We start from the raw sequence: 14923 nt of genomic DNA on the forward strand, positions 1-14923 counted from the left end.
TCAACGCCGGCGCCGCAGAAGTTTCGGTAGGCCTGCGGGGACAGGATTGCGCGTCGTCGCCGGCGACCCCACCGGCACCGCGGCCAGCGACCCGTCGGACACCGGCTCCGGTGCCCCGCCCGCCGGCTCGAGACGGACCACCCGACACTCCCGCGCCCACCGCTCCGGCATCGTCTCGGAGTCCGGCGCGTTCAGCCGCTTGCCCTTCAGCTCGCCGACCACGGCCTCGTACGACTCCGTGCCCGGCGCCAGCTCGACGACCTTCGCCCGCCAGCCGACGAGCCGCCCGCCCTTGTCCTTGCTGCGGACCGTGACGAGCGCCGCGCCGCCGTCGACCAGGTCGGGCAGCGGCTGCTCGCCCGGCCCGTCCCCGACGAGGCACGCCGCGCCCTCGTGCCACACGTGCCACAGGGCCCGCTCCACGCCCCGCTCCCCGCGCACCCAGATCAGCCCGGACTTCTTCGTGGCCTCCTCGACGAGGGCGGCATCGAGCAGTTCAGCAGTCGTCATACGGAAAGCGTAGCCACCGCCACTGACAGCCCTACAGCCATCCGTTGCGCTTCAGCGTCCGGTGGATCGCGAAACACACGCCGCCGATGAGCACGAGCACCATCGGATACCCGTACCGCCAGTGCAGCTCCGGCATGTGCTTGAAGTTCATCCCGTACACGCCGCAGACCATGGTCGGCACTGCGATGATGGCGGCCCACGAGGTGATCTTGCGCATGTCCTCGTTCTGCGCGACGGAGGCCTGCGCCAGATTCGCCTGGAGGATCGAGTTCAGCAGCTCGTCGAAGCCGATGACCTGTTCCTGGACGCGCTCCAGGTGGTCGGCGACGTCCCGGAAGTACTTCTGGATGTCCGGGTCGATCAGCCGCATCGGCCGCTCGCTGAGCAGTTGCAGCGGGCGCCGCAGCGGCGCGACGGCCCGCTTGAACTCCAGTACCTCGCGCTTGAGTTGGTAGATCCGGCCCGCGTCCGAGCCGCGCGGGGAGCCCTTTCCGGGCTGCGAGAAGACCTCGGTCTCGACCTCGTCGATGTCGTCCTGCATCGCGTCGGCCACGGCCAGGTACCCGTCGACGACGTGGTCGCCGATGGCGTGCAGCACGGCGCTCGGGCCCTTCGCGAGCAGCTCGGGGTCGTCCTGGAGCCGGTGCCGCAGCGCGCGCAGCGAGCCCTGCCCGCCGTGTCGGACCGTGATGAAGAAGTCCCGGCCGGTGAAGCACATGACCTCGCCGGTCTCCACGATCTCGCTGGTGGCGGTGAGTTCGGCGTGCTCGACGTAGTGGATGGTCTTGAAGACGGTGAACAGCGTGTCGTCGTAACGCTCCAGCTTGGGCCGCTGGTGGGCGTGGACGGCGTCCTCGACGGCGAGCGGGTGCAGGCCGAACTCGGCGGCGATACCGGCGAATTCCTCCTCGGTCGGCTCGTGCAGGCCGATCCAGGCGAAGCCCCCGTCGCGCCGCACCTGGTGCTTCGCCCCGCCGGGCGTGAGGCACTCGGAGGACGGGACGCGGACTCCGTCGCGGTACACGGCGCAGTCCACGACAGCCGAACAGGCGGCCGCGTCACGCGTGAAGTCGTAAGAGGAACGGGCCTCGTTGGCGTACGGGGCGACGCTCTTGCGCAGCGAGGGACGGACGGCGGCTCGCAGGTCGCGCATCATCGACATGGGCAGGCTCCTTCGCGGGCGGGAGTCGCCGTGCGTCGGGTGGAACCACCCGGAATGAGGACGTCCTGGCCAACCGGAAACCGGGACATGCTGCACGTCCACAAAGCGGGAAGCACCGCACCGATGCGGGGCGGCTTCGCTGACTGATTCAGATCGCGACGTCCGAGGCGGGCGTCGATGAGATCAGGGGAACGAAGTGCTCTTCCGGCAGGCGCGGCCAGCACGGAGTGCGGCTGACTGCGGGGAAAATGAGGCCCTGGGCCCTACAGGCCGGAAGAACGGGTAGTACTGCACGGTCGACTTCGATCCATGACAGCCCCACCTCCTCCGGCCGGTCCCCCGTGGGGGACGTGAAACGGGTCGGTACTCCGACGGGCTCGCGGGGGCCCTCGGCGGACACGCGCTGCGTGTTGTCCCGACCAGCGGCCAAGAGTATCAGCCGACCGGCGAAAGCGGGCCCCGTCCTTACCCGTTGATGGCGAGATCTATGCTCGCGGGATGGCAGAAGTTCTCGCGCTCGTGGAGGCGCGTCTCAGGACAACCCTGGGTGAACCGGACGCGCGAGCCGCGGTCACCTTCCTCGGCACCGACCGGATCGAGGTGTTGCGCTTCACAGAGGGCGACGTGGTGCGCTACGCCACCCTCGGCATGTCGGCGTCCCCGATGACCGACCCCACGGCGGCCCTCGCCGACCCGGTCGCGGGCCCCCGCGCCGAGCTGGTCCTGACCGTCCGCGCCGGGCTCGCCGACACCGACAAGGTGCTGCGCCCGCTCGCGGTCCTCGCGGCCTCCCCGCAGGTCGAGGGGCTCGTCGTGGCGCCGGGCGCCTCGCTCGACGTGGGCGAACCGCTGTGGCCCGCCGCCCCGTTCACCTCGACCCTCGTCGCGGAGCCGGGCGGCCTGATCGAGGACCTGGAGCTCGACGCACCGCTGGAGCCCGTACGTTTCCTGCCGCTGCTGCCCATGACGCCGAACGAGGCGGCGTGGAAGCGGGTGCACGGCGCGGCCGCGCTCCAGGAGAAATGGCTGAACAGTGGAACGGACCTGCGCGATCCGCTGCGCAAGTCCGTTTCCCTGGATTGAGGAGCCCTTGGACTGAGGAACCCTTGGACTGAGGAGCCCTTGGGCTGAGAGCCCGTCAGTTGGCGTAGACCGAGACGCTGTCCTCGGTGGCGTGCTTCGGCTCCAGCTCCTCCGCCTCGTGGGTGAGCGCGCTCCTGCGCACCCAGACCACGACCGCGCCGAGCACCGCCGTGACCGCGGCGACCACGAACGGGATGTGGATGTTGCTCCACTCCTCGATCTTCGGCGCGAAGAACGGGGCGGCCGCGGCGGCGAACCACCGGACGAAGTTGTAGCCGGCGCTCGCCACCGGGCGCGGCGCGTCCGACACGCCGAGCGCGAGCTCCGTGTAGACCGTGTTGTTCACGCCGATGAAGGCGCCGGACAGGATCGTGCAGACGATGGCCGCGGTGTGGCTGCCGTACCCGAGGACGAGCACGTCCAGGGCGAGCAGCACCAGGGAGCCGCCGAGCACCTTGAGCGAACCGAAGCGGGCCTGCATGCGCGGCGCGACGATCACCGAGAACAGCGCCAGCAGCACACCCCAGGCGAAGAACACCGCGCCCGACTTGTACGGGGTCATGTTCAGCACGAACGGCGTGAAGGCCAGCACCGTGAAGAACGTGTAGTTGTAGAAGAAGGCCGAGATCGCCGCGGACGCGAGGCCGCCGTGGCCGAGCGCCTTGATGGGGTCGAGGATCGAGGTCTTCTGCGCGGGCTTCGGCTGCTCCTTCAGGAGCACGGTGATGCAGACGAATCCGATGGCCATCAGCGCGGCGGTGCCGAAGAACGGGTAACGCCAGCTGGCATTGCCGAGCAGCGCGCCGACCAGTGGCCCACAGGCCATGCCGAGTCCGAGCGCGGACTCGTAGAGGAGGATCGCGGCGGCGCTGCCACCCGCGGCGGCGCCGACGATGACCGCCAGCGCGGTCGACACGAACAGCGCGTTGCCGAGCCCCCAGCCCGCGCGGAAGCCGACGAGCTCCCCGACGGAACCGGACGTGCCCGCGAGCGCCGCGAAGACCACCACGAGGGCGAGTCCGACGAGGAGGGTCTTCTTGCCGCCGATGCGGCTGGAGACGAATCCGGTCACCAGCATGGCGATGGCGGTGATCAGGAAGTACGAGGTGAAGAGCAGGGAGACCTGGCTCGGTGTCGCTTCGAGGCCCTTGGCGATCGACGGCAGGATCGGGTCGACCAGGCCGATGCCCATGAAGGCGACGACGGATGCCCCGGCGGTCGCCCAGACCGCCTTCGGTTGACGCAGGATGCTGCCCGCACCTGCGTCGAACGTGTCCCCTTCGGCGGGACCCCCTGTACTGCTGTGGCTCATGCCTGCTGCTCCTTCGAGTGCTTCGAGTCCGTTGGGCCTTTCGGGCCCCGCAGGATCGTTGGCGTATACACATAATAAGTTAGAGCAGCTAATTAATGCAAGCTACATCTATCTCTCCTGGTCGGGGCGCCACGGCCCTGCCGTCCGGACGGGTGATCGTCCTTGACGCGGCGCGGGACGGGGAGGACCGTGGGGCTCTATGAGGGGCGAACCCAGTTGCCCGAAGTGTGGTGGCCGGGTCAGGGCTCCCGGACTCTTTGCCGACTCCTGGCAGTGCGATGTGCACGGGACCGTGCATCCGATGCAGCCCGTGATCCCGCCCAGCGTCGAGGCGCTCAGCGTGGTGGTGAGTCGCGCGCGGGTGCCGGTCTGGATGCCCTGGCCGCTGCCCGTCGGCTGGCTGTTCACCGGCGTGGCCAACGCGGGGGACGAGCGCCACGGCGGCCGTGCCACCGCCGTCGCCTGCTCGGGACCCGGACCCCTCGGCGGCCCCGGTGAGCTGGTGCTCGTCGCCGAGGAGCTGGGCGTCGGCCTCGGCGCGCGCTACGCGGGGATCGACGGGCCCGACCCCGGCCCGTACATGGAGGTCTCGGGTCCCCCGCAGGCCAAGGTGCTCGCCGCGGGCAGGCCCACCCCGATGTGGCACGTCTCCGGGACCCCGGACGACCGGGCGGTCTTCGCCGGCGAGGCGCGCGGCCTGTGGCTGTGGGCGGTCGTGTGGCCGGAGCAGACCGGCATGCTGATGTACGACGAGCTGGTGCTCACGGACCTGCGGGACGCGGGGGCCGAGGTGGACCTGCTGCCGTGCGGGGCGCTGTCGCCGCGCATTCTGAAGTGAGCCTCCGGGGTACGGGTGCGGTAAGGGGCCCGTGCCCGGTTCGGTGGTGACGGGGGTGCGTGAATCCCCGTTATCCTTGAGCGGTCCCCGTCAGTCCGTCGAGCCTGGAGTACGCAGCCGTGCGCATCGATCTGCACACCCACTCCACCGCTTCCGACGGCACGGACAGCCCGGCCGAGCTCGTGCGGAACGCCGCCGCGTCCGGCCTCGACGTCGTCGCGCTCACCGACCACGACACGACGCGCGGGCACGCCGCGGCCGTCGCCGCCCTGCCCGGGGGGCTCACCCTCGTCACCGGCGCCGAGCTCTCCTGCCGCCTCGACGGCGTGAGCATGCACATGCTGGCGTACCTCTTCGACCCCGAGGAGCCGGCCCTGCTCGCCGAGCGCGAGCTGGTCCGCGACGACCGGGTGCCGCGCGCCAAGGGCATGATCGCCAAGCTGAACGAGCTGGGTGTGCCGGTCACCTGGGAGCAGGTCGCCCGGATCGCGGGCGACGGCTCGGTCGGCCGCCCGCACGTCGCCACGGCGCTGGTCGAGCTCGGCGTCGTACCGACGGTCTCGGACGCCTTCACGGGCGACTGGCTCGCCGACGGTGGGCGCGCGTACGTCCCGAAGCACGAGACCGATCCCTTCGAGGCGATCCGGCTGGTCAAGGCCGCCGGTGGCGTCACCGTCTTCGCGCACCCGGCCGCCGTCAAGCGTGGCCGTACGGTCCCCGAGTCGGCGATCGCGAAGCTGGCGGAGGCCGGGCTCGACGGCATCGAGGTCGACCACATGGACCACGACGCCGCGACCCGCGAGCGCCTGCGCGGCCTCGCCGCCGACGTCGGCCTGCTGACCACCGGGTCCTCGGACTACCACGGCAGCCGCAAGACGTGCGTGCTCGGCGAGTACACCACCGACCCCGAGGTCTACGGGGAGATCACGCGGCGCGCGACGGGCGCCTTCCCGGTGCCGGGCGCCGGCGGACACCGCGCCTGACGCGCCCCGCGCTCGTCACCACGTACGCGCTCCGTACGTGACCCGACCCACCCTTCCGCACCACTCTCGCAAGGCACCCCACCGTGTTCGACGCTGCCGTCTTCGGATCCCTTTTTCTCACGCTTTTTGTGATTATGGATCCTCCCGGAATCACTCCGATCTTCCTCGCCCTCACCGCGGGCCGCCCCGCCAAGGTCCAAAAGCGCATGGCCTTCCAGGCGGTCTGCGTCGCCTTCGGCGTCATCGCCGTGTTCGGCGTCCTGGGCAATCAGATCCTGGCCTATCTGCACGTCTCCGTCCCGGCGCTGATGATCGCGGGCGGTCTGCTGCTGCTCCTGATCGCGCTCGACCTGCTGACCGGCAAGACCGACGAGCCCAAGCAGACCAAGGACGTGAACGTCGCCCTCGTGCCGCTCGGCATGCCGCTGCTCGCCGGGCCGGGCGCGATCGTCTCCGTGATCCTCGCGGTGCAGGACGCGGACTCGATGGGGGACCAGATCTCCGTCTGGTCCGCGATCGTCGCGATCCATGTGGTGCTGTGGCTGGTGATGCGCTACTCGCTGGTGATCATCCGCGTCATCAAGGACGGCGGCGTGGTCCTGGTGACCCGGCTCGCGGGCATGATGCTGTCCGCGATCGCGGTGCAGCAGATCATCAACGGTGTGACGCAGGTGATCCAGGGTTCCTGACCGTCCGGAACCACAGCGAAGCCCCCGTACGCAGCGTGCGTACGGGGGCTTCGACGCGTGAAAGTCGTCTTACGCCGTTACGAGGCGGACGACTCTGCCGGGCGGATGTAGAGGCGCTGCCCGATGGCGGCGGCCTGCTGAACGATCCGGTTGACGGAGGCGGCGTCCACGACGGTGCTGTCCACGGCGGTGCCGTCGACATCGTCGAGTCGCATGATTTCGAAGCGCATGGGCTTCTCCCTTCGTCTGGTGATCCTCCTGAAGGAGAACTACTGGTGCGGGGCTTCTCAGCTTGATCCCGCCGTACGGCCGGGCGGTTGCCCGGCCGTTAAGAGTGAATTGCGCGGCCGCAGTGCCGCGCGTTCCAGTGGGTACAACGAGTTGCCCGCTGCAAACATTCCCTACGCTAAGGAAATTTTTCGATCGGCTAATGACTCGTGCGTCAGTAGTGCGGCGAGACGGCTGTGACCTGTGGTTCTACGCCGTCGGGTGGCGGTCCCAGAACGCGGCGAGCGCGGCGGCCGTGGCCCCCGGCTGGTCCGTATTGGGGGAGTGCTCGGCCCCGGCGACGACGGTGCGGTCCGCGCCGAGGCGCTCCGTCATGTCGTCGAGGAGGGGCACGGGCCAGGTGTCGTCCCGCTCGCCCGACAGGACATGTATCGCGAGGCCGAGCGCGGCGAGCTCGGCCACCCGGTCCGGCTCCGTGCGCAGCTGCCCAGCCGTGGCGATGAGCTGGGCCGGGCTGTTCGCCATCCAGCGGCGGCGCAGATCCTCGCCGTCACCACGGAGGTCGGCGGCGTCCTCCGGAGCGTCCAGGCCCTGGATGGCCTGCCACACCTGTGCCATGTCGAGCGCGACGAGGGCGTCCTGGAGCAGCTTGGCGCGCTCCTGCTGGGGCGGTGCGACGGCGGCGGGGCCCGAGGACATCAGCGTGAGCGAGGCGAACGGCGCGGGATCCTCGATGACCGCCGCGCGCGCGACGAGCCCGCCGAGCGAGTGGCCCAGCAGATGCACCCGGCCGGTTCCCCCGACGGCTCCTTCGCCGGCTCGGAGCGCCGCGACCTGCGCGAGCACGTCGAGCGCCAACTCGCGCTGCTGGTAAGGCCGTTCGTCGTCCTTCGGGCCCTCCGACTCGTACTGCCCGCGGCCGTCCACGGCGACGGTCCGGTAACCGGCCGCGCTCAACGGGGCGTGCAGCTCGATGAAGTCCTCCTTGCTCCCCGTGAACCCGGGAAGCAGCAGGGCGGTGCCCAGGACCGGGCCCTCGGCCGGCTCGCCGATGAGCGCGGCGAAGTCGCCACGGGCGGTGCGGAGGCGGTGCGCACGGGTGCCGGGCGGCGGGGTGAAGGTCGCGGGCCTGCTCATGCTGCCGAGATTACGCGCAGCCACCGACAACGAAGGCCCGGACCCCGCAGCAGCGGGATCCGGGCCTTTCGCCGTGGACCGATCAGGCCTCGGGGGCCTCGACCTTCTTGCGCGTACGACGCGGCTTCGTCACCGTCGTCTCGGCGGCCGTCTCGGCAGCGGGCTCGGCCTTCTTCCGGGTCCGCGTGGCGGGCTTCGCCTCAGCGGTCTCGGCGGCGGGCTCGGCCTTCTTGCGCGTACGGGTGCGCGTGGCGGGCTTGGCCTCGGCGGCCTCCGCGGTGTCGACCGCGGCCTCCGCCTTCTTGCGCGTGCGGCGCGGCTTCGCCACGGGCGCCTCGGCCGCCTCAGCGGTCTCGACGACGGGCTCGGCCTTCTTGCGCGTACGGGTGCGCGTGGCGGGCTTGGCCTCGGCCGCCTCGGCGGTGTCGACGGCGGCCTCCGCCTTCTTGCGCGTGCGCGTACGGGCCGGCTTCGCCTCGTTCGCGTCCGCCGCCTCGGCGACCGGCTCGGCCTTCTTGCGCGTACGCGCCGGCTTCGCCTCGGTGGCCTCGGCGGTGTCGACCGCGGCCTCCGCCTTCTTGCGGGTGCGCGTGCGCGTGGCGGGCTTCGCCTCGGCGGCCTCAGCGGTGTCGACGGCCGCTTCGGCCTTCTTCCGCGTACGGGTCCGGGTGGCGGGCTTCGCCTCGGCGACCTCGGTGGCCTCGGCCGTCTCGACCGCGGCTTCCGCCTTCTTGCGGGTGCGAGCGGGCTTCGCCTTCGGCGCGGCCTGCTCCGGCTCCGCGGCCGCCGGCACGGTCTCCACCGTCTCGACGACGGGCTCGGCCTTCTTGCGCGTACGGCGACGCGGCTGGGCGGGAATCTCCGCCTCGACCGTCTCCACGACCGCCTCGGCGGCGGGGGCCACCGGCGCGACCTGCGTGGCGGCGGCGTTGCCGCGCGTACGGCGGCGACGACGCGGCGTCCGCGGCTCGGCGGACTCCTCGGCGGGAGCGGGGACGGACGCGGGTGCGGACGGTGCCGCGGGCGCGGTCGTGGCCTCTCCGGCGCCGACCGGCTCGCCACCGCGCATGCGGCGACGGCGGCGCGGCGCGCGCGCCGGGCGCTCGCGCTCTTCGCGCTGCTCGCGGTCCCGACCACGGTCACGGTCACGGTTCCGGTCGCGGTCGCCCCGGCCACCGCGCGAGGACGACGCCCCGCGGCCACCGGTCTCGCCCAGGTCCTCGATCTCCTCGGCGTCGAGCCCGGCGCGCGTGCGCGACGAGCGCGGCAGCACACCCTTGGTGCCCGCCGGGATGTTCATCTCCTCGTAGAGGTGCGGGGAGGAGGAGTAGGTCTCGACCGGGTCGTTGAAGTCCAGCTCGAGGGCCTTGTTGATCAGCTGCCAGCGCGGGATGTCGTCCCAGTCGACCAGCGTGATCGCGATGCCCTTCTTGCCCGCGCGGCCGGTGCGGCCGATGCGGTGCAGATAGGTCTTCTCGTCCTCGGGGGACTGGTAGTTGATGACGTGCGTCACATCGTCGACGTCGATGCCGCGCGCGGCGACGTCGGTGCAGACGAGGACGTCCACCTTGCCGTTGCGGAACGCGCGCAGCGCCTGCTCACGCGCGCCCTGGCCCAGGTCGCCGTGGACCGCGCCGGAGGCGAAGCCGCGCCGCTTGAGCTGGTCCGCGATGTCGGCCGCCGTGCGCTTCGTACGGCAGAAGATCATCGAGAGTCCGCGGCCCTCGGCCTGCAGGATGCGCGCGACCATCTCGGGCTTGTCCATGTTGTGCGCGCGGTACACGTGCTGCGCGATGTTGCGCACCGTCGCGCCCTCGTCGTCCGGCGACGTGGCACGGATGTGCGTCGGCTGCGACATGTAGCGGCGGGCCAGGCCGATGACGGCGCCCGGCATGGTCGCCGAGAACAGCATCGTCTGACGCTTCGCCGGAAGCATGTTGATGATCTTCTCGACGTCGGGCAGGAAGCCCAGGTCGAGCATCTCGTCGGCCTCGTCGAGGACGAGCGCCTTGACGTGCGAGAGGTTCAGCTTCTTCTGGCCTGCCAGGTCGAGCAGTCGGCCGGGTGTACCGACGACGACGTCGATGCCCTTCTTCAGGGCCTCGACCTGGGGCTCGTACGCACGACCGCCATATATGGCGAGGACGCGCACATTGCGCACCTTGCCGGCGGTCAGGAGGTCATTGGTCACCTGCTGGCACAGCTCGCGCGTCGGGACGACGACGAGGGCCTGCGGGGCGTCGGTGAGCTGCTCGGGCGTGGCCCGGCCCGCCTCGACGTCCGCGGGGACGGTGACGCGCTCCAGGAGCGGCAGGCCGAAACCGAGGGTCTTGCCCGTGCCGGTCTTGGCCTGGCCGATGACGTCCGTGCCGGAAAGGGCGACGGGGAGGGTCATCTCCTGGATGGGAAAGGGATTGATGATGCCGACGGCCTCAAGGGCCTCCGCCGTCTCGGGAAGAATGCCGAGCTGACGGAAAGTCGAAGTCTGCGTAGTCAGGGTGTTGCCTCTTCTGTGAGGTGCGGCGCGAGGCGAACGCGGGGGTCTTCTCGACCGTGCCGGTCTGGTACACCGGACTCGAGCCGCGGTCTGCGGGGATCGGGTGGACCGGATGGCGCGGGACCACTGCCGACGCTCGAGCGCTCGTGCCGCTGAGGGCCCCTCCTCGATCCGTACGCCTTGTGACGTACGACCCGGAGGGCTGTCGGGTCGGAGCCGATCGGGCCTCCGACCGGGCATCCTCATTCATGAGGCCCGTCCGAAAGTGCGCAGAAGCGCGTTTGCGGCGCCTTGCACTCGGCGGGCTCTTTACCACCATACCCCGGAATCGCGCATGTGCGATGGCCGAATGCCGCACGTAGCCGTTGTCACACTCCTTGACCAGGGACTTCCGAGACACGGAGAGCGGGCTATTGTGCGCTTCATGGAGACGCCTGACAACGCCACGCCGTCCGCCGAAACACCCGAAGGAAACCAGGGCCTCACCGGTATCGCAGCCCAGGACTGGGCCACCGCGGCCGCGGACGAGAACTACCGCGCCGCCGTCGTCGACCTGCTGGGCGCGCTCGCGTACGGGGAGCTGGCGGCGTTCGAGCGGCTCGCCGAGGACGCGAAGCTGGCGCCCACGCTGGCCGACAAGGCGGAGCTGGCCAAGATGGCGTCCGCCGAGTTCCACCACTTCGAGCAGCTGCGCGACCGGCTGTCGGCGATCGGCGTGGAGCCGACCGACGCGATGGACCCGTTCGTCGAGGCGCTCGACGGCTTCCACCGCCAGACCGCGCCGTCGGACTGGCTTGAGGGCCTGGTCAAGGCGTACGTCGGCGACTCGATCGCGTCCGACTTCTACCGGGAGGTCGCGGCCCGCCTCGACTCGGACACCCGCTCGCTCGTTCTCGCCGTGCTCGACGACACCGGCCACGCGTCCTTCGCCGTGGAGAAGGTGCGCGCCGCGATCGAGGCCGACCCGCGCGTGGGCGGCCGGCTCGCGCTGTGGGCGCGGCGGCTGATGGGGGAGGCGCTGTCGCAGTCGCAGCGGGTGGTCGCGGACCGGGACGCGCTGTCCACGATGCTGGTCGGGGGCGTGGCCGACGGCTTCGACCTGGCCGAGGTCGGCAAGATGTTCTCGCGGATCACCGAGGCGCACACCAAGCGGATGGCGGCGCTGGGGCTGGCCGCCTAGGACCTGGCTTCAGCGGGTGCTGCCGCTGCCCAGGACCTGGCTCCCGGGTCTGGCGCCTGTGCTCTCCGGCTACGCGTACGGGGTCAGCTGCTGCCGTGCTCTGCCACGGGTGGGGCGCAGCAGCAGTGAGAGCAGGGCCACGGACATCGCGACCGCGCCGCCGAGCGTGGCGATCGCATGGCCGGGCCCGAGCGCGCTGTGGGTGACGAACGCCCCGAACAGGGCGCCCGCGACGCCGGTCGGCAGCACGAGCGTGCGTGACGGCAGCCTGTGCGGCAGTCGGTGGCCCGCCCCGAGGGCGAGTGCCATGCCGAGCAGTGCGGAGCCGAGAACTTCGAGAAGCATGGTGCGGATACCTCCCGCGCGGCCGTTGGGTGCGTGTCGGACGTAGCCGGTCTACCCCTGGCCCCGCGGGTGCAACCCTCCGCGCGAGGATCGGCCGGGTGTCTGCCGTGACCACGCAAAAGGCCTGATGGCAGCCGTGCCATCAGGCCTTTCACGTTCTGTGCGCGCGTCCCTTCAGGGAGCTTCTAGAGCGGGCCGAAGCCCACCTTCCGCGCCGACGGCTCGCCGAGCTCGACATAGGCGAGGCGCTCGGCGGGGACCAGGACCTTGCGGCCCTTCTCGTCCTTCAGGGAGAGGAGCTGGGACTTGCCGGACAGCGCCGCGGACACCGCGCTCTCGACCTCCTCGGCGGACTGGTCGCTCTCCAGAACGATCTCGCGAGGCGTGTGCAGCACGCCGATCTTGACCTCCACGGCCTTGTCCCTCCGACGATCCGTGATGTGCGCGGAACACCGCGCCGTACCCAGCAAACATTAGCCCGGCCAGGCGAGACTCCCGGCGCCACGGCTGCACGCCAAGAGCGAACAGCCGGACGGGAACAGAGCGCGCCGTGGTGCCGGGCCGGGTGCGCGCAGGGGCGTGCTCAGTGGGGCGCGCTCAGTGGTGCTCTGCGCCGTGCAGCGGGAAGCCCGCGATGCCGCGCCAAGCCAGCGACGTCAACAGCTGCACCGCCGTGTCGCGCTCGACCGGGCTGGCGCTGGACAGCCAGTAGCGCGCGACGACCTGCGAGACGCCGCCGAGCCCCGTCGCGAGGAGCATCGACTCGTCCTTGGACAGGCCCGTGTCCTCCGCGATCACGTCCGAGATCGCCTCGGCGCACTGCAGGCTGACCCGGTCGACGCGCTCGCGCACCGCCGGCTCGTTCGTCAGGTCCGACTCGAAGACGAGCCGGAACGCGCCGCCCTCGTCCTCCACGTACGCGAAGTAGGCGTCCATGGTCGCCGCGACGCGCTGCTTGTTGTCCGTCGTGGACGCGAGCGCCGTGCGCACCGACTGCAGCAGGGACTCGCAGTGCTGGTCGAGCAGCGCCAAGTAGAGCTCGAGCTTGCCGGGAAAGTGCTGGTAGAGCACCGGCTTGCTGACGCCTGCCCGCTCGGCGATGTCGTCCATCGCGGCCGCGTGGTACCCCTGCGCGACGAAAACCTCCTGGGCGGCGCCCAGAAGTTGATTGCGACGGGCACGGCGCGGCAGGCGTGTGCCCTTGGGGCGCGCTGCCTCCGTCTGCTCGATGGCTGTCACGCCGCCTCCCAAGATTGTCCGTGTGCGGTGTGCGCCGCGACGCCATCGTACTTTTGGGTAACCCTGATGTGCGCGGTGCGAGCGCAGAATTTCACGGACCGGACTCCTGTGAAAACCGCATGTAGTGAGCCCGATGTCACATCTGTGGTCACAAATGGGTGGATCGTGGCGCACCGTTCACCGGTATCGGCGGACCGTTCACCGGTATCGGTGCAGTGGTCACCGATAGTCGTCCTCGTCGATCGCGACGACGCGGGCCTGCTCCGCCCGGTCCGCCTCGTTCGCGGTGTCCGGGTCGGCCTCCGTGTCGGGCTCGTCGTCCTGCTCGGGTGCGAGGTCCGTGTACTGCTCCGCGCTGTCGGCCTCGGGGGTCTCCACGCCCGCCTCGGCGGGGCGGCGCTCCGTGAAGGTTTCGGGGTCGCTCGGGTCGACCGTCATCGGTGGCTCCCTTCCTCACCTGTCCTTGCGGTGGACGGGTGCCCTGATATCGAGCGTATGAGACACCCGATCGGGGCGCTATGCGACCCTTCGGGGATCTCCCGGGCGGCACGGGCCCCGGGGCCGAAGTGGCCCGGGATCCCCTGTCCGAACCCGCCCGGTCGTGCCGCGTTCGGATCTGTGACGGCGAACACGCGATCCACTGTGTGATCGTCTCGTAACATATGTCGCATGTCTTCGACCGAGTCGCCGCGCGTGCCTGCCGCCATCGCCGCCGCGACGCCCAAGCCGGGCGCCGTCGAAGCCGCCGAGGGGGAGCGCCTGCGATCGGTCGGACTTCCCGGCTTGACGCTGTCGGTGCGGTCCCGTCCCGGAGCGCGCGAGGGGCTGCCGCCCGCGCTGTACGTGCACGGGCTCGGCGGCTCCTCGCAGAACTGGTCGGCGCTGATGCCGCTGCTCGCGGACGTCGTCGACGGGGAGGCGGTCGATCTGCCGGGGTTCGGCGACTCGCCGCCACCGGACAACGGCGACTACTCGGTGAGCGGGCACGCGCGCGCGATCGTCCGCTATCTCGACGCACAGGGCCGCGGCCCTGTGCACCTCTTCGGCAACTCGCTGGGCGGAGCCATCGCCACGCGCGTGGCCGCGGCGCGCCCCGATCTCGTCCGCACGCTCACCCTGGTGTCGCCCGCACTGCCGGAGATCCGGGTGCAGCGCACCGCGCTGCCGACCGGACTGCTCGCGGTGCCCGGCGTCGCCCCGCTCTTCACGCGCCTGACGAAGGAGTGGACGCCCGAGCAGCGGGTGCGCGGCGTGATGGCCCTTTGCTACGGAGACCCGAACCGGGTCACGCCCGAGGGCTTCAGGGCGGCCGTCGAGGAGATGGAACGACGGCTCCGGCTGCCGTACTTCTGGGACGCGATGGCCCGCTCCGCGCGCGGAGTCGTGAACGCGTACACGCTCGGAGGGCAGCACGGCCTCTGGCGCCAGGCCGAGCGCGTGCTCGCGCCGACGCAGCTCATATACGGCGGGCGTGACCTGCTGGTCTCGTACCGGATGGCGGCCCGCGCGGCACGCGCCTTCCGGGACTCGAGGCTGCTCACGCTCCCGGACGCGGGGCATGTCGCGATGATGGAGTACCCGAGCACGGTGGCGACGGCGTTCCGGGAACTCCTCGCCGACACCGAAGCGTTGAACAAGAGGCGCGGGAGCGCCAGTAGTGTCGGAGATGCCGCGAGCGACGCATCCGGCACCGACGACCACACGACACTGGGGAGCTGAG

At 70.9% G+C, this 14923-nt stretch carries 16 protein-coding genes; 6 read left to right on the forward strand and 10 right to left on the reverse strand.

Features of this window, described 5'->3' with window-relative positions:
* Complete coding sequence (locus tag ACZ7L4_RS23495) at window positions 1–510, reverse strand: hypothetical protein (RefSeq protein ID WP_472105219.1); 510 nt, start codon at window positions 508–510, stop codon at window positions 1–3.
* A gap of 31 nt (window positions 511–541) precedes the next feature.
* Window positions 542–1672, reverse strand: a complete 1131-nt coding sequence (locus tag ACZ7L4_RS23500; RefSeq protein ID WP_450811035.1) for a magnesium and cobalt transport protein CorA — start codon at window positions 1670–1672, stop codon at window positions 542–544.
* A 498-nt stretch (window positions 1673–2170) separates the two neighbouring features.
* On the opposite strand from ACZ7L4_RS23500, the gene ACZ7L4_RS23505 reads away from it, so the two are divergent.
* Window positions 2171–2755 carry a suppressor of fused domain protein gene (locus ACZ7L4_RS23505; RefSeq protein ID WP_472105221.1) on the forward strand — a complete coding sequence of 195 codons (585 nt, stop codon included), beginning with the start codon at window positions 2171–2173 and terminating at the stop codon, window positions 2753–2755.
* Window positions 2756–2810: 55 nt separating this feature from the next.
* Here ACZ7L4_RS23505 and ACZ7L4_RS23510 read toward each other — a convergent pair whose 3' ends face one another.
* Window positions 2811–4067, reverse strand: a complete 1257-nt coding sequence (locus tag ACZ7L4_RS23510) for an MFS transporter (protein WP_472105223.1) — start codon at window positions 4065–4067, stop codon at window positions 2811–2813.
* A 199-nt stretch (window positions 4068–4266) separates the two neighbouring features.
* Between ACZ7L4_RS23510 and ACZ7L4_RS23515 the strand changes: the two genes are divergently transcribed.
* From ACZ7L4_RS23515 to ACZ7L4_RS23525, 3 genes are all read left to right on the forward strand, one after another.
* Window positions 4267–4905, forward strand: coding sequence for a DUF6758 family protein (locus ACZ7L4_RS23515; protein ID WP_472105225.1), 639 nt, complete (start codon window positions 4267–4269; stop codon window positions 4903–4905).
* A 119-nt stretch (window positions 4906–5024) separates the two neighbouring features.
* A complete protein-coding gene (locus ACZ7L4_RS23520) occupies window positions 5025–5888 on the forward strand; it encodes a PHP domain-containing protein (RefSeq protein WP_472105227.1) in 864 nt (287 codons plus the stop codon).
* An 83-nt stretch (window positions 5889–5971) separates the two neighbouring features.
* Window positions 5972–6577, forward strand: a complete 606-nt coding sequence (locus ACZ7L4_RS23525; protein ID WP_472105229.1) for a MarC family protein — start codon at window positions 5972–5974, stop codon at window positions 6575–6577.
* Window positions 6578–6654: 77 nt separating this feature from the next.
* Here ACZ7L4_RS23525 and ACZ7L4_RS23530 read toward each other — a convergent pair whose 3' ends face one another.
* From ACZ7L4_RS23530 to ACZ7L4_RS23540, 3 genes are all read right to left on the reverse strand, one after another.
* The gene (locus ACZ7L4_RS23530; protein ID WP_306317966.1) at window positions 6655–6807 is read right to left on the reverse strand and encodes a hypothetical protein; all 153 of its coding nucleotides are present in this window, start codon (window positions 6805–6807) and stop codon (window positions 6655–6657) included.
* Between the two features lie 247 nt (window positions 6808–7054).
* The gene (locus ACZ7L4_RS23535) at window positions 7055–7942 is read right to left on the reverse strand and encodes an alpha/beta fold hydrolase (protein ID WP_472105231.1); all 888 of its coding nucleotides are present in this window, start codon (window positions 7940–7942) and stop codon (window positions 7055–7057) included.
* A gap of 82 nt (window positions 7943–8024) precedes the next feature.
* The gene (locus tag ACZ7L4_RS23540; RefSeq protein ID WP_472105233.1) at window positions 8025–10337 is read right to left on the reverse strand and encodes a DEAD/DEAH box helicase; all 2313 of its coding nucleotides are present in this window, start codon (window positions 10335–10337) and stop codon (window positions 8025–8027) included.
* A 526-nt stretch (window positions 10338–10863) separates the two neighbouring features.
* Between ACZ7L4_RS23540 and ACZ7L4_RS23545 the strand changes: the two genes are divergently transcribed.
* On the forward strand, window positions 10864–11619 hold the full coding sequence (locus ACZ7L4_RS23545) for a ferritin-like fold-containing protein (protein ID WP_472105235.1): 756 nt from the start codon (window positions 10864–10866) through the stop codon (window positions 11617–11619).
* A gap of 69 nt (window positions 11620–11688) precedes the next feature.
* Here ACZ7L4_RS23545 and ACZ7L4_RS23550 read toward each other — a convergent pair whose 3' ends face one another.
* The 4 genes from ACZ7L4_RS23550 to ACZ7L4_RS23565 all read right to left on the reverse strand — a co-directional run bounded on the left by ACZ7L4_RS23550 (window position 11689) and on the right by ACZ7L4_RS23565 (window position 13641).
* Window positions 11689–11964, reverse strand: coding sequence for a hypothetical protein (locus ACZ7L4_RS23550; protein WP_422409547.1), 276 nt, complete (start codon window positions 11962–11964; stop codon window positions 11689–11691).
* 185 nt (window positions 11965–12149) lie between these two features.
* A complete protein-coding gene (locus tag ACZ7L4_RS23555) occupies window positions 12150–12377 on the reverse strand; it encodes a DUF3107 domain-containing protein (RefSeq protein ID WP_326013968.1) in 228 nt (75 codons plus the stop codon).
* A gap of 184 nt (window positions 12378–12561) precedes the next feature.
* Entirely contained in the window at window positions 12562–13203 is a 642-nt protein-coding gene (locus ACZ7L4_RS23560) for a TetR/AcrR family transcriptional regulator (protein ID WP_306317972.1), read from the reverse strand.
* A gap of 219 nt (window positions 13204–13422) precedes the next feature.
* On the reverse strand, window positions 13423–13641 hold the full coding sequence (locus tag ACZ7L4_RS23565) for a hypothetical protein (protein WP_385768585.1): 219 nt from the start codon (window positions 13639–13641) through the stop codon (window positions 13423–13425).
* Window positions 13642–13872: 231 nt separating this feature from the next.
* Between ACZ7L4_RS23565 and ACZ7L4_RS23570 the strand changes: the two genes are divergently transcribed.
* Complete coding sequence (locus ACZ7L4_RS23570; protein ID WP_472105238.1) at window positions 13873–14922, forward strand: alpha/beta fold hydrolase; 1050 nt, start codon at window positions 13873–13875, stop codon at window positions 14920–14922.
* Window position 14923: the final 1 nt, after the last annotated feature.

The organism is Streptomyces sp. NPDC107575 (assembly GCF_055657265.1).

Bases quoted from the DNA above. Each gene is read 5' to 3' on its own strand.
- ACZ7L4_RS23495 (WP_472105219.1), bottom strand. From the start codon at position 510: ATGACGACTGCTGAACTGCTCGATGCCGCCCTCGTCGAGGAGGCCACG.
- ACZ7L4_RS23530 (WP_306317966.1), bottom strand. From the start codon at position 6,807: ATGCGCTTCGAAATCATGCGACTCGACGATGTCGACGGCACCGCCGTG.
- ACZ7L4_RS23505 (WP_472105221.1), top strand. From the start codon at position 2,171: ATGGCAGAAGTTCTCGCGCTCGTGGAGGCGCGTCTCAGGACAACCCTG.
- ACZ7L4_RS23565 (WP_385768585.1), bottom strand. From the start codon at position 13,641: ATGACGGTCGACCCGAGCGACCCCGAAACCTTCACGGAGCGCCGCCCC.
- ACZ7L4_RS23540 (WP_472105233.1), bottom strand. From the start codon at position 10,337: ATGACCCTCCCCGTCGCCCTTTCCGGCACGGACGTCATCGGCCAGGCC.
- ACZ7L4_RS23570 (WP_472105238.1), top strand. From the start codon at position 13,873: ATGTCTTCGACCGAGTCGCCGCGCGTGCCTGCCGCCATCGCCGCCGCG.
- ACZ7L4_RS23510 (WP_472105223.1), bottom strand. From the start codon at position 4,067: ATGAGCCACAGCAGTACAGGGGGTCCCGCCGAAGGGGACACGTTCGAC.
- ACZ7L4_RS23500 (WP_450811035.1), bottom strand. From the start codon at position 1,672: ATGTCGATGATGCGCGACCTGCGAGCCGCCGTCCGTCCCTCGCTGCGC.
- ACZ7L4_RS23545 (WP_472105235.1), top strand. From the start codon at position 10,864: ATGGAGACGCCTGACAACGCCACGCCGTCCGCCGAAACACCCGAAGGA.
- ACZ7L4_RS23515 (WP_472105225.1), top strand. From the start codon at position 4,267: ATGAGGGGCGAACCCAGTTGCCCGAAGTGTGGTGGCCGGGTCAGGGCT.
- ACZ7L4_RS23535 (WP_472105231.1), bottom strand. From the start codon at position 7,942: ATGAGCAGGCCCGCGACCTTCACCCCGCCGCCCGGCACCCGTGCGCAC.
- ACZ7L4_RS23550 (WP_422409547.1), bottom strand. From the start codon at position 11,964: ATGCTTCTCGAAGTTCTCGGCTCCGCACTGCTCGGCATGGCACTCGCC.